The sequence below is a fragment of the Burkholderia sp. L-4 genome (assembly GCF_056856535.1).
Window position 1 is genome coordinate 3,484,342 of record NZ_JBXEOX010000001.1, and the last position, 12,323, is coordinate 3,496,664.

The 12,323-nt window shown below is 68.0% G+C and carries 13 protein-coding genes and 1 pseudogene; 9 read left to right on the forward strand and 5 right to left on the reverse strand.

Features of this window, described 5'->3' with window-relative positions; genetic code table 11:
- Positions 1 to 97: 97 nt before the first annotated feature.
- The gene (gene lpxL, locus AC1VVG_RS16225) at positions 98 to 982 is read left to right on the forward strand and encodes a lauroyl acyltransferase LpxL (RefSeq protein WP_034190258.1); all 885 of its coding nucleotides are present in this window, start codon (positions 98 to 100) and stop codon (positions 980 to 982) included.
- A gap of 30 nt (positions 983 to 1,012) precedes the next feature.
- On the opposite strand, the pseudogene AC1VVG_RS16230 reads toward lpxL, so the two are convergent.
- Positions 1,013 to 1,314, reverse strand: a pseudogene (locus tag AC1VVG_RS16230) (HigA family addiction module antitoxin).
- 13 nt (positions 1,315 to 1,327) lie between these two features.
- On the reverse strand, positions 1,328 to 1,705 hold the full coding sequence (locus tag AC1VVG_RS16235; RefSeq protein ID WP_083286622.1) for a hypothetical protein: 378 nt from the start codon (positions 1,703 to 1,705) through the stop codon (positions 1,328 to 1,330).
- A 41-nt stretch (positions 1,706 to 1,746) separates the two neighbouring features.
- Between AC1VVG_RS16235 and dapF the strand changes: the two genes are divergently transcribed.
- From dapF to hslU, 8 genes are all read left to right on the forward strand, one after another.
- Positions 1,747 to 2,616, forward strand: a complete 870-nt coding sequence (gene dapF / locus AC1VVG_RS16240) for a diaminopimelate epimerase (protein WP_034190256.1) — start codon at positions 1,747 to 1,749, stop codon at positions 2,614 to 2,616.
- Between the two features lie 37 nt (positions 2,617 to 2,653).
- On the forward strand, positions 2,654 to 3,379 hold the full coding sequence (locus AC1VVG_RS16245) for a DUF484 family protein (protein ID WP_034190255.1): 726 nt from the start codon (positions 2,654 to 2,656) through the stop codon (positions 3,377 to 3,379).
- 13 nt (positions 3,380 to 3,392) lie between these two features.
- Positions 3,393 to 4,313, forward strand: coding sequence for a tyrosine recombinase XerC (gene xerC, locus AC1VVG_RS16250; RefSeq protein WP_034190254.1), 921 nt, complete (start codon positions 3,393 to 3,395; stop codon positions 4,311 to 4,313).
- A 76-nt stretch (positions 4,314 to 4,389) separates the two neighbouring features.
- Positions 4,390 to 5,604 (forward strand): class I SAM-dependent rRNA methyltransferase, encoded by a 1,215-nt coding sequence (locus AC1VVG_RS16255; protein ID WP_049035196.1) that lies wholly within the window; start codon positions 4,390 to 4,392, stop codon positions 5,602 to 5,604.
- A gap of 197 nt (positions 5,605 to 5,801) precedes the next feature.
- Positions 5,802 to 6,881 (forward strand): CobW family GTP-binding protein, encoded by a 1,080-nt coding sequence (locus AC1VVG_RS16260; RefSeq protein ID WP_034190341.1) that lies wholly within the window; start codon positions 5,802 to 5,804, stop codon positions 6,879 to 6,881.
- Positions 6,882 to 7,377: 496 nt separating this feature from the next.
- Entirely contained in the window at positions 7,378 to 7,794 is a 417-nt protein-coding gene (gene dksA / locus AC1VVG_RS16265) for an RNA polymerase-binding protein DksA (RefSeq protein ID WP_006477498.1), read from the forward strand.
- A gap of 235 nt (positions 7,795 to 8,029) precedes the next feature.
- Positions 8,030 to 8,566 (forward strand): ATP-dependent protease subunit HslV, encoded by a 537-nt coding sequence (gene hslV / locus AC1VVG_RS16270; protein ID WP_006477497.1) that lies wholly within the window; start codon positions 8,030 to 8,032, stop codon positions 8,564 to 8,566.
- 10 nt (positions 8,567 to 8,576) lie between these two features.
- Positions 8,577 to 9,920: an ATP-dependent protease ATPase subunit HslU gene (gene hslU, locus AC1VVG_RS16275; RefSeq protein ID WP_034190252.1), complete on the forward strand. Its 1,344-nt coding sequence runs from the start codon at positions 8,577 to 8,579 to the stop codon at positions 9,918 to 9,920.
- Positions 9,921 to 9,985: 65 nt separating this feature from the next.
- Here hslU and AC1VVG_RS16280 read toward each other — a convergent pair whose 3' ends face one another.
- The 3 genes from AC1VVG_RS16280 to AC1VVG_RS16290 form a co-directional block, all read right to left on the reverse strand.
- Positions 9,986 to 10,528 (reverse strand): response regulator transcription factor, encoded by a 543-nt coding sequence (locus AC1VVG_RS16280; RefSeq protein WP_021156278.1) that lies wholly within the window; start codon positions 10,526 to 10,528, stop codon positions 9,986 to 9,988.
- A gap of 13 nt (positions 10,529 to 10,541) precedes the next feature.
- Complete coding sequence (locus tag AC1VVG_RS16285; RefSeq protein WP_482835843.1) at positions 10,542 to 11,963, reverse strand: ATP-binding protein; 1,422 nt, start codon at positions 11,961 to 11,963, stop codon at positions 10,542 to 10,544.
- Positions 11,964 to 12,053: 90 nt separating this feature from the next.
- Complete coding sequence (locus AC1VVG_RS16290) at positions 12,054 to 12,278, reverse strand: cysteine-rich CWC family protein (RefSeq protein WP_034190250.1); 225 nt, start codon at positions 12,276 to 12,278, stop codon at positions 12,054 to 12,056.
- Between the last annotated feature and the right edge of the window lie 45 nt (positions 12,279 to 12,323).

Sequence of the window (12,323 nt, forward strand, 5' to 3'; positions counted from 1 at the left end):
TCCTGAATTGTCACAGAGCGCCGCCCGTGCTGCATCTTCCGCTGTCTTACCACCCTGTTCTCGACATGCCGGCCAGCCGGTCCCTCGGAGGTTTCGCATGCTAGGTCGTCTAGCCACGCACCTCGCCATCGGCTTGCTGAAACTGCTCGCCCTGCTGCCGTACGGCCTGACCGCACGGTTCGGCGATGGTCTCGGCTGGCTGCTGTACCAGATCCCCAGCCGGCGAAAGCGCATCGTACACACCAATCTGAAACTCTGCTTCCCGGACTGGAGCGACGCGCGGCGCGAGGAAGTGGCGGGCCAGCATTTCCGCCATGCGATCCGCAGCTACGTCGAGCGCAGCGTGCAGTGGTTCGGCTCGGAGAAAAAGCTCGCGAAGCTGATCCAGGTCGACAGCGCGGTCGATCTCGACGATCCCGACCTGCCGCCGACGCTGTTCCTCGGCCTGCACTTCGTCGGCATCGAGGCCGGTTCGATCTGGCTGAATCGTTCGCTGCACCGCCGCTGCGGGTCGCTGTACCAGCCGTTCTCGAATGCGGTGCTCGAGGAAGCGGCGAAGAAGGCGCGCGGGCGCTTCGACGCCGAGATGGTCGGCCGCGCGGACAGCGCGCGCGTCGTGCTGCGCTGGCTGCGCGACCGCAAGCCCGTGATGCTCGGCGCCGACATGGACTACGGGCTGCGCAACTCGACGTTCGTGCCGTTCTTCGGCGTGCCGGCCTGCACGCTGACGGCCGTCGGCCGGCTCGCGAAGACGGGCCGCGCGCAGGTCGTGCCGTTCATCGGCGAGGTGCTGCCGAACTACAAGGGCTACCGTCTGAAGGTATTCAAGCCGTGGGATCACTACCCGACCGGCGACGACGATCTCGACGCGCGGCGGATGAACGCATTCCTCGAGGAGCAGATCCCGCTGATGCCGGAGCAGTATTACTGGGTCCACAAGCGCTTCAAGACGCGCCCGCCCGGCGAGCCGAGCCTGTACTGACCCTGCCGCGCGAAACCCGCGGGCGCGCCGTCACGTGCGCGCCTGCGCTCTCGCCACCTTCGGCGCGCCTTTCGCGCGCGCCCGCCACGGATCGTAGGCCGACTGCTGCGCGAGCCACAGATCGGCCCGCCCCTCGCCGTCCTCGCCGAGCCACGCTTCGAGACGCAGCGCCATGTCCGGCGAGATGCCCGCATGGCCGTGCAGGATGCGCGACAGTGTGGCTCGCGTCACACCCAGCTGCGACGCGGCCTCGGTGACCTCAGGCCCAGCACCGGCAGCACGTCGTCGCGCAGCGTTTCGCCCGGATGGGGCGGATTGAAGACGCGGGTCATGGCTTGAATCACCTCAGTGATGGTCCTGGTCGTTGACCAGCACGGCATCGGCGCCTTCGAACCGGAACGTCAGCCGCCAGCTGCCGTTGACGCTGACCGCCGAATATCCGATTTGACCGGTACGAAAACGCGCGTCCTGATCGCGCCGTACCTTCGCCGCGCGGCGGGCACGCATCGCCAGCGCCGCTTTCGCCGCGACGGCGCCCGCCGTATCCCGACAATTTGCCTGCCCGTCACCTGCCCGACCAGTCGACCGATCGACCGATACCGCCCGCCGGCGCGACGCGAAGCGTCGCCCCCGCGCGGGACGCCCCAGTCGGCTGCATGTATCATTTGCGGTTGAGATCTGCACGACGAACGACACCGCCCGGCCCGGCCGCCGGCCGTTCATGCCGTGCCGACCGCCTTGTTCGTCATGGAATTCCGGACCCAGTGAAACTCTCGTTCACCAAGATGCACGGCGCGGGCAACGACTTCGTCGTGCTCGACGGCTATTCGCGCGCGTTGCCGCCGCTCACCGACGCGCAGGTGCGCGCACTCGCCAACCGTCATTTCGGCATCGGCGCCGACCAGTTGCTGCTGGTCGAGAAACCGACCGTCGACGGCGCGGATTTCAAGTACCGGATCTTCAATTGCGACGGCGGCGAAGTCGAACACTGCGGCAACGGCGCGCGCTGCTTCGTGAAGTTCGTCAGCGACCGCGGCCTGACCGACAAGCGCAGCGTGCGCGTGCAGGTCATGAAGGGCCTGATCACGCTGACGCTGCAGGACAACGGCGAAGTCGTCGTCGACATGGGTGCGCCCGTGTTCGCGCCGGCGCAGGTGCCGTTCGATGCAGCGGGCCTCGACGGCCGCCGCGAAGGCCGCGACACGCTGTGGCCGCTCGACGTCGGCGGTGCGACGCGCTGGATCTCGACGGTGTCGATGGGCAATCCGCACGCGGTGCAGGTCGTCGACGATACCGACGCGTATCCGGTGCTGGAAGAAGGCCCGCTGATCGAACGCCATGCCCGTTTCCCGCAGCGCGTGAACGCCGGCTTCATGCAGATCGTGTCGCGCAACGAAGTGAAGCTGCGCGTGTACGAACGCGGCGCGGGCGAGACGCTCGCGTGCGGCACCGGCGCGTGCGCGGCGGTCGCGGCCGGCATCCGGCGCGGCCTGCTCGACTCGCCCGTGACCGTGCACACGCACGGCGGCACGCTGACGATCGGCTGGGACGGCGCGCGCGACGAAGCCGCCGCGCTGATGATGGCCGGCCCCGCCGCGACCGTGTTCGAAGGCGAGATCGACCTGAACGCCTGACCCTGCAACGTCCTTGATAACTGAACGCGCCAGCCACATGAACGATCGCGAAGTCGCCGACTACCTGCTCGCCAATCCCGAATTCTTCGCGCAGCACGCCGAACTGCTCGCGACGATCCGTCTCGCGAACCCGCACGGCAAGGCCGCGATCTCGCTGCAGGAGCGGCAGATGGAGATGCTGCGCGACAAGAACAAGCATCTCGAGCGCCGGCTGGCCGAACTCGTGCGCTACGGCCACGAGAACGACAGCCTGTCCGCGAAGTTCAGCCGCTGGACCGCGCGCGTGATCGCGGAACGCGATCCGTACGCACTGCCGCGCACGATCGCCGACGGCATCGCCGACGTGTTCGACGTGCCGCAGACGGCGCTGCGCGTGTGGGACGTCGCCGACACCTACGCGCAGGCCGACTTCGCCCGCCAAGTCGGCGAGGAAGTGCGCCTGTTCACGAACGGGCTGTCGACGCCGTACTGCGGCGCGAACACGGGCTTCGAAGCGGCGCAGTGGCTCGCGCCCGCGGTCGCCGCGCCGGCCGCGCATGCAGCGGAAGGCGCCGAAGCCGCGCCGGCCGGCGACGGCGCGGCCACCTCGGTCGCGCTGCTCGCGCTACGCACGCCGCTCGCCGGCACCGATGCGCCCGCGTTCGGCCTGCTCGTGCTCGGCTCGCCCGATCCGCGCCGCTTCCACGACGGGATGGCCACCGACTTCCTCGCGCAGATCGCGACGCTCGCGAGCGCCGCGCTCACGCGCCTGCTGCCGCACTGATCCGCCGCCCACGATGACCGACGACCCGATCGCCGCCTACCTGTCGAACCTGAAACACGTCAGGCAGCTGTCGGAACACACGCTGCGCGCGTACACGCACGAACTCGACGAACTGAAGAAGCTCGCGGCCGGCCGGCCGCTCGACGCGCTGACGGCCGCCGACATGCGCGGCGCGGTCGCGCGCGCCCATGCGGGCGGGCTGTCCGCGCGGTCGATCTCGCACCGGCTGTCCGCCTGGCGCGCGTTCTACCGCTGGCTCGCGCAGCGCGTCGAGATGCCCGCGAATCCGGTTGCCGCGGTGCGCGCGCCGAAACGCCCGAAGACCTTGCCGAAGGCGCTGTCGGTCGACGACGCGTCCGCGCTGATGGACGCGCCGCTCGCCGGCACGACCGAGGGCATCCGCGATCACGCGATCCTCGAGCTGTTCTATTCGTCGGGGCTGCGCCTCGCCGAACTGATCGGGCTCGACGTGATGTATACGCAGGCCGACGGCTACCGTTCGACCGGCTGGCTCGATCTCGCCGAAGCCGAAGTCACCGTGCGCGGCAAGGGCAACAAGGAACGCAAGGTGCCGGTCGGCCGCAAGGCGATCGACGCGCTGAACGCGTGGCTCGCGGTGCGCGGCGAATTCGTCAGGCACGACCCGCATCCGCTGTTCGTGTCCGTGCGCGGCAACCGGATGTCGCCGGGCGTCGTGCGCGAGCGCGTGAAGCGCGCGGCGCTCGCCGCGGGCATCCCGGCCAACGTCCATCCGCACGTGCTGCGCCACTCGTTCGCGACGCACGTACTGCAGTCGAGCGGCGACCTGCGCGCGGTGCAGGAACTGCTCGGCCACGCGAGCGTCGCCGCGACGCAGGTCTATACGTCGCTCGACTTCCAGCATCTCGCGAAGATTTACGACAGCGCGCATCCGCGCGCGAAGAAGCGCGACTGACGCCCTTCCCGTGCTACCCGCCGCGCACGGCGACCGATAACGGTCGGCTTCCGTCGCGGCCCATTTCGATCTCATCATGCAAACCGTCACCCTCAAGCCGTCCAAGGAAAAATCGCTGCTGCGCCGCCATCCGTGGATCTATGCGAATGCGATCGACCGCGTCGACGGCAAGCCCGCGCCCGGCGCGACCGTGCTCGTGCGCGCGCACGACGGCCGCTTCCTCGCGCGCGGCGCGTACAGCCCGCAGTCGCAGATCCGCGTGCGCGTGTGGAGCTTCGACGAGCACGAGCCGATCGACCACGCCTTCTTCAAGCGCCGCGTGCAGCGCGCGGTCGCGCACCGCACGACGATGGTGTCGGGCACCGGCGCGGTGCGGCTCGTGTTCGGCGAGGCCGACGGGCTGCCGGGGCTGATCGTCGACTACTACGTCGCGGACACCGCCGAAGCCGGCGCCGCGCCGCGCGGCCAGCTCGTCTGCCAGTTCATGGCGGCCGGCGTCGAAGCGTGGAAGGACGCGATCGTCGCGGCGCTCACCGGCGCGACGGGTTGCCCGAACGTGTACGAGCGCTCGGACGTGTCGATCCGCGACAAGGAAGGGCTCGAGCAGACGACCGGCGTGCTGGCCGGCGATGCGCCGCCCGCGACGCTGATCTCGAACGAAAACGGCGTGCGCTATCACGTCGACGTGCCGAACGGCCACAAGACGGGCTTCTACGTCGACCAGCGCGACAATCGCGCGCTCGTCGCGCAGTACGCGGCCGGCCGCGACGTGCTGAACTGCTTCTGCTACACGGGCGGCTTCTCGCTCGCGGCGCTCAAGGGCGGCGCGACGCGCGTCGTGTCGATCGACTCGTCGGGCGATGCGCTCGCGCTCGCGCAGCAGAACGTCGTCGCCAACGGCTTCGACGCCGAACGCGCGACCTGGCTCGACGCCGACGCGTTCAAGACGTTGCGCCGCCTCGTCGACGAAGGCGAGCGTTTCGACCTGATCGTGCTCGATCCGCCGAAGTTCGCGCCGACCCGCGACAGCGTCGATCGCGCGGCGCGCGCGTACAAGGACATCAACCTGAGCGGCTTCAAGCTGCTGCGTCCGGGCGGCCTGCTGTTCACGTACTCGTGCTCGGGCGCGATCGACATGGACCTGTTCCAGAAGATCGTCGCGGGCGCGGCCGCCGACGCGAAGGTCGACGCGCGCATCCTGAAGCGGCTCGGCGCGGGCGTCGACCACCCGCTGCTCGCCGCGTTCCCGGAAGGCGAATATCTGAAGGGCCTGCTGTTGCAAATCGTCTGATCGCCCCGATCTAGACGCACACCCGCGTCCGCCGGCCCTCCGCGCCTGGCGGACCAGCGCTCGCCCCTGTCGTCCGGACGACGGGCGCGGGCTTGACAGGTATGTTTCAATGGATGGTTGTGCGCCCCGGCTCGCAGCGCGAGGGCGCGACGCACATCCTGGTTTTGACCCCGATTCACGAACCACAGGCGACCGACATGGCCACTCCCGTCACCATCCTCACCGGCTTCCTCGGCAGCGGCAAGACGACCCTGCTCAAGCGCATCCTGAACGAACAGCACGGCATGAAGATCGCCGTGATCGAGAACGAATTCGGCGAAGAGAACATCGACAACGAAATCCTCGTGCAGGATTCGAACGAGCAGATCATCCAGATGAGCAACGGCTGCATCTGCTGCACGATCCGCGGCGACCTCGCCCGCGCGCTCGGCGATCTCGCCGCGAAGAAGCGCGAAGGCAAGCTCGACTTCGACCGCATCGTGATCGAGACGACCGGCCTCGCGAACCCGGGCCCCGTCGCGCAAACCTTCTTCATCGACAGCGAAATCGCCGACGACTTCCTGCTCGACGCGGTCATCACGCTCGTCGACGCGAAGCACGCGAACGCGCAGCTCGACGAGCACGAAGTGGTGCAGCGCCAGGTCGGTTTCGCCGACCGCCTGTTCATCACGAAGTCGGACCTCGTCGACGATCAGACCGTCGCCGGCCTCAAGCACCGCCTGATGCACATGAACCCGAAGGCCGCGATCAAGGTCGTGAATTTCGGCGAAGCCGACATCAAGGAAATCTTCGACCTGCGCGGCTTCAACCTGAACGCGAAACTCGAGATCGACCCCGACTTCCTCGCCGAAGACGACCACGCGCATCACCACCACGATCACGACCATGAGCACGATCACGCCGGTTGCGATCACGATCACGGCCAATGCGCGCACGATCACGACCACGGCCACCACCATCACCACCACGCGCACCACGACGACAAGATCAAGTCGTTCGTGTACCGCAACGACCGCCCGTTCGACCCGAACAAGCTGGAAGACTTCCTCGGCGGCATCCTGCAGATCTACGGCGAGCGGATGCTGCGCTACAAGGGCGTGCTGTACATGAAGGGCGTCGACCGCAAGGTCGTGTTCCAGGGCGTGCACCAGATGATGGGCAGCGACCTCGCCGCGAAGTGGCTGCCGGTCGAGAAGAAGACCAACAAGATGGTGTTCATCGGCGTCGACCTGCCGCAGGACCTGATCACCGACGGCCTCGACGCCTGCCTCGCCTGACACGCGCGGGCACCGCCGCGCACGGTGTCGCCCGGCCGCCTTTCCCGGCGGCCGAGGCGCCCGCGCGGCGCACTTTCCGGGCAGGGTTTCGCCGTCATCGCTTTTTCGCGATTTGCGCGTTATATTTTCTAGATATTGGCGCAGCCGACGGGGATCGACCCGATACGGCGCCCGCTTGCGATTCAGTTACAATACGTGCCCGCTGGAGTACGGCAACAAACAGGCCCGGTTCTTGCTGAACCAGTTTTCCGGGCATCGCAACCGCGCCGGATCGCCAATCCGCCTCCCGGCCGCGGCCGATGCGATGTGCCGCGCAGCACACCGGTTCGCAGCGCGCGCAACTCCGCGCCAGGCCTATCCTGGTATTTGAGAACCGGTTTTCCAGAGGCTTTCGGCCCCGCGGCGGCAAATCGCAAATGAATGCAAACGCGGTTGCGGGTAATCCCAAAGTGCAGGCAATATCTCTTGATTTGCCGCACATTGAAGAAGCAAGCAGATGACGAAGAAACTCTTGACCGAAGCCGAAATCCTGAAGATGAGCGACAAGGATTACATGAATGAGGATCAGCTCGCCTTCTTCAAAAATCGGCTCGAACAGTTGCAGGCGGACATCCTCAAGAATGCAGGCCAGACGACCGAGAACCTGCGCGAAACGGTGATCGTCCCCGATCCCGCCGATCGCGCGACGATCGAGGAAGAGCACGCGCTCGAGCTGCGTACGCGCGATCGCGAACGCAAGCTCCTCAAGAAGGTTCAGCAGTCGCTCGCCCGCATCGATTCCGGCGATTACGGCTGGTGCGAGGAGACCGGCGAGCCCATCGGCATTCCGCGGCTGCTCGCCCGTCCGACCGCCACGCTGTCGCTCGAGGCGCAGGAGCGCCGCGAGTTACGCCAGAAGCTGTTCGGCGACTGATCGAGCGGCGTTCCGCTCAGACACGCTGCTTCCCGAAAGCGCGCGGCCTGCCGCGCGCTTTTTGTTTTTCCGGCACCGGTTCCCGGTGTGCCGATTTGCCCCCCGCCTCTTGATATCCCGGTGCCCGCCCTAAAATGAAACGGACGCGCGCCGGGCCGCTCCCCGGCGCACTGCGGATTCACGCGGCGGCGCGTCGCGCCGCCCGACTCTTCCCCGTTTTTCTCAAGGAACGCAGATGGAGCAATTTCACGGCACGACCATCGTTTCGGTCCGGCGCGGCGACAAGGTCGCGCTCGGCGGCGACGGCCAGGTAACCCTCGGCAACATCGTCATGAAGGGTGGCGCGCGGAAAGTGCGGCGGATCTACAACAACCAGGTTCTGGTCGGATTCGCGGGCGGCACCGCCGATGCGTTCTCGCTGCTCGACCGCTTCGAGGCGAAGCTCGAGAAGCACCAGGGCAACCTGACCCGTGCGGCCGTCGAGCTCGCGAAGGACTGGCGCACCGACCGGATGCTGCGCCGCCTCGAGGCGATGCTGATCACGGCCGACGCCACCACCACGCTCGTGATCACCGGCAACGGCGACGTGCTCGACCCCGAAGGCGGCATTTGCGCGATCGGCTCGGGCGGCGCCTACGCGCAGGCCGCGGCCCGTGCGCTCGTCGAGAACACCGAGCTGTCGCCGCGCGAGATCGTCGAGAAGTCGCTCGGGATCGCCGGCGACATGTGCATCTACACGAACCACAACCGCATCATCGAAACGATCGAGTAAGGACCGCACCATGAGCACCATGACCCCTGCCGAGATCGTCTCGGAACTCGACAAGCACATCATCGGCCAGGCGAAGGCGAAGAAGGCCGTCGCGGTTGCGCTGCGCAACCGCTGGCGCCGCCAGCAGGTGGCCGATCCGCTGCGCCAGGAAATCACGCCGAAGAACATCCTGATGATCGGGCCGACGGGCGTCGGCAAGACCGAAATCGCGCGCCGCCTCGCGAAGCTCGCCGATGCGCCGTTCATCAAGATCGAAGCGACCAAGTTCACCGAAGTCGGCTACGTCGGCCGCGACGTCGACAGCATCGTGCGCGACCTGATCGAGATCTCCGTCAAGCAGACGCGTGAGACCGAGATGCGCAAGGTGCGCAGCAAGGCGACCGACCAGGCGGAAGACCGCATCCTCGACATCCTGCTGCCGCAGCCGCGCGCGGTGGGCTTCGGCGGCAATGCCGAACACGCGAACGACGACAACAACGCGACGCGCCAGACCTTCCGCAAGCGCCTGCGCGAAGGCCAGCTCGACGACAAGGAAGTCGAGCTCGACCTCGAGCAGCCGTCGGCTGGCATGGACATCATGGCGCCGCCGGGCATGGAAGAGATGACCGAGCAGATCCGCTCGATGTTCTCCAACCTCGGCAGCGGCAAGAAGCAGCGCCGCAAGGTGAAGATCAAGGAAGCGCTGAAGCTGCTGACCGACGAGGAAGCGGCGAAGATGCTGAACGAAGAGGAAGTGAAGACGAAGGCCGTGCAGAACGTCGAGCAGAACGGCATCGTGTTCCTCGACGAGATCGACAAGATCACGTCGCGCAACAACGAAGGCAGCGGCGGCGAAGTGTCGCGCCAGGGCGTGCAGCGCGACCTGCTGCCGCTCGTCGAAGGCACGACGGTCAACACGAAGTACGGGATGGTGAAGACCGACCACATCCTGTTCATCGCGAGCGGCGCGTTCCACCTCGCGAAGCCGAGCGACCTGATCCCCGAACTGCAAGGCCGCTTCCCGATCCGCGTCGAGCTCGACTCGCTGTCGGTGAACGACTTCGAAGCGATCCTCGTCGCCACCGACGCGAGCCTCGTCAAGCAGTACCAGGCGCTGCTCGCGACCGAGGACGTGCAGCTCGAATTCGCCGAAGACGGCATTCGCCGCCTCGCGGAGATCGCGTTCGCGGTCAACGAGAAGACCGAGAACATCGGCGCGCGCCGGCTGTACACGGTGATCGAGAAGCTGCTCGAGGAAGTGTCGTTCTCGGCCGGCAACCACGCCGGCGAGCGCGTGACGATCGACGCGAAGTATGTCGATCGCGCACTCGGCGAAGTGTCGCAGGACGAGGACCTGTCGCGCTACGTGCTGTAACGCGCGCGGCACCGGATACGAAACGGGCGGCCCGGCGGGCCGCCCGTTTTCGTTGGTGCGCCCGCTTACTGGCGCACCGGCTTTTTCGCGAGCTTGCGCTGCAGCGTTCGGCGGTGCATGTTCAGCGCGCGTGCGGTCGCCGAGATGTTGTTGTTGTTCTCGGCCAGCACGCGCTGGATGTGCTCCCATTCGAGCCGGTCGACCGACAGCACGACCGGGTTCTCGAGCGCCTCGTCGGCCTGCACCTCGGTCGCGTTGGTCTGCAGCGCGGCCAGGATCGACTCGACGTTCGCCGGCTTCGCGAGGTAGTTGTCGGCGCCTTCCTTCACGGCCTGCACGGCCGTCGCGATGCTCGCGTAGCCGGTCAGCACCAGGATCCGCGCGTCGGGCTGCAGGTCGCACAGCGGCGCGATCAGGCTCAGGCCCGAATCCTCGCCCAGGTGCAGGTCGACGGTGATGAACTGGAACTTGCCGCCGGCGGCGAGCCGCAGCGCCGCCTCCTTGTCGTGCGCCTGCTGGACCGCGTAACCGCGCCGCTCGAGGCCGCGCGCGAGCGTGCCCGCGAACACCTCGTTGTCGTCGATCACCAGGAAATTGTTCTCGCTCATGTGGTTTCTCCGTCTACGTGTTGGTTGAGGCGGCCGGCGCCGCGACGCGCACGACCGGCAGGCGCAGCACGGCCCGCGTGCCGCGCGCGGCGGTCGCGCGGCTGTCCGGCGTGCCGGCCGGCCGTTCGGCTGCCCGTTCGCCCGTGCGCTGGCCCGTGCGTGGTCCCGATGCGGCAGCGGCATGGCCGTTCGCCGCACCGCCGGCCCGCCCGTTGCCGCCCGCCGCGCGCGGCGTGACATCGGACAGCTCGATCTCGCCGCCGAGCCGCGCGGCCGCGCTGAACGCGAGATACAGGCCGACCCCATGCCCGCCCTGCGTGCTGTCGACCGGCATCGCGCCGAGCGATTCGCGCAGCGACGCCGGAATGCCGGGCCCGTCGTCGCATACCTCGAATTCGATCTCGTCGGCCGTGCCGCCATGCGCGACCTTCGCGGCCAGCGTCACGTGCTGCGGGCTCGCGCGCGCGGCGTTGTCGAGCAGGATCGTCAGGATCTGGCCGGCCGCGACCGTGTCGTCGAGCGCGACGCCCGCCGGACGCGCGCCGAGCAGCTCGAATTGCACATGCGGATGCCGCAGGCGCCAGTGCTCGACGAACGTGTCGAGCCAGTCGTCCACCGGCTGGCGGCTCGCCGGCGCGCTCGCGCGGCTGCGCAGGCGCGCGAGCGCCGACGTGCAGAGCGTCATCTGCTCCTCGAGCACCTTCAGGTCGGCCTCGTAGCGCGCGAGCCCCGGATCGGCACGCGCCGCGTCGCGCAGTTCCTCGGCGAGCATCGCGATCGTCGACAGCGGCGTGCCCATCTCGTGCGCGACGGTGGCCGCCTGCACGCCGAGCGCAACGGCCCGCTCGTCGCGCAGCAGATGCTGCTGCGCTTCGCCGAGCGCCGCATCGCGCTGGCGCAGCGCATTCGACATGCGCGCGACGAACCACGCGATCAGCCCGACGCTCACCATGAAGTTCGCCCACATGCCGGTACGGTAGTAGTCGAACAGGTTAGCCGGATTGTCCATGTTGAGCGGCACCGAATCGAAACCGAGCGCCGCGTAGCACGCGACCGCGAACGCCGCGAGCCAGATCATCAGGTGCCAGGGCAGCACGGCCGCCGCGATCGCGAGCGACGGCAGGTACAGCGACACGAACGGGTTGGTCGTGCCACCCGACAGGAACAGCAGCGCGGACAGCGCGCCGAGGTCGACCCACAGCTGGCCGAGCAGCTCGAAATTGGTCTCGGGCCGCGCGCGCAGCACGCGCACCCAGGTCAGCGCATTGAAAACGATCTCGAGCGCGATGACCATCAGCATCGCCGGCAACGGCAGATGCACGCCGAAATAGGTCTGCACGACGCCGATCGTCACGAGCTGGCCGATGATCGCGAGATTGCGAAGCCAGAACAGGTGACTGAGGTTGACGCGCCCGGTAGTGGTAATTCGTTGCATCCGAGCAGTTTACCCGTTTAGCGGGCGGCGCCTCTAGCGGGGCCGGATCGGCGCGCACGGACGGCGCGAACCGCGGCACGGCCGACGCCGTCAGCCGGTCGTGCCGGCCAGCCGCTGCGCGATCTCGTCGGCGAGGCATTCGGGGCAGCGGCAGCGTGCGCCGGCCGCCGGCGGGGCGCCGCCGGGCAGCACCGGCATCGACGCGCACCAGCAGTCGAACGGCTGCGTACGCGCGCCGCAGTCGAAGCCGCGCCCGCAGTGCGGGCAACGCGCGCGGCGCGGGACGGAACGGGCGTCGGCGGCGGAGTCGGTCATGGCGCAATCGCGGAAACGGGCGGAAAGCCGCCCCACGCGACAAGC

Bases quoted from the DNA above. Each gene is read 5' to 3' on its own strand.
- AC1VVG_RS16285 (WP_482835843.1), bottom strand. From the start codon at position 11,963: ATGCAACGAATTACCACTACCGGGCGCGTCAACCTCAGTCACCTGTTC.
- xerC (WP_034190254.1), top strand. From the start codon at position 3,393: ATGACCGACGACCCGATCGCCGCCTACCTGTCGAACCTGAAACACGTC.
- lpxL (WP_034190258.1), top strand. From the start codon at position 98: ATGCTAGGTCGTCTAGCCACGCACCTCGCCATCGGCTTGCTGAAACTG.
- AC1VVG_RS16255 (WP_049035196.1), top strand. From the start codon at position 4,390: ATGCAAACCGTCACCCTCAAGCCGTCCAAGGAAAAATCGCTGCTGCGC.
- AC1VVG_RS16245 (WP_034190255.1), top strand. From the start codon at position 2,654: ATGAACGATCGCGAAGTCGCCGACTACCTGCTCGCCAATCCCGAATTC.
- hslU (WP_034190252.1), top strand. From the start codon at position 8,577: ATGAGCACCATGACCCCTGCCGAGATCGTCTCGGAACTCGACAAGCAC.
- AC1VVG_RS16260 (WP_034190341.1), top strand. From the start codon at position 5,802: ATGGCCACTCCCGTCACCATCCTCACCGGCTTCCTCGGCAGCGGCAAG.
- AC1VVG_RS16290 (WP_034190250.1), bottom strand. From the start codon at position 12,278: ATGACCGACTCCGCCGCCGACGCCCGTTCCGTCCCGCGCCGCGCGCGT.
- hslV (WP_006477497.1), top strand. From the start codon at position 8,030: ATGGAGCAATTTCACGGCACGACCATCGTTTCGGTCCGGCGCGGCGAC.
- AC1VVG_RS16235 (WP_083286622.1), bottom strand. From the start codon at position 1,705: ATGAACGGCCGGCGGCCGGGCCGGGCGGTGTCGTTCGTCGTGCAGATC.
- AC1VVG_RS16280 (WP_021156278.1), bottom strand. From the start codon at position 10,528: ATGAGCGAGAACAATTTCCTGGTGATCGACGACAACGAGGTGTTCGCG.
- dksA (WP_006477498.1), top strand. From the start codon at position 7,378: ATGACGAAGAAACTCTTGACCGAAGCCGAAATCCTGAAGATGAGCGAC.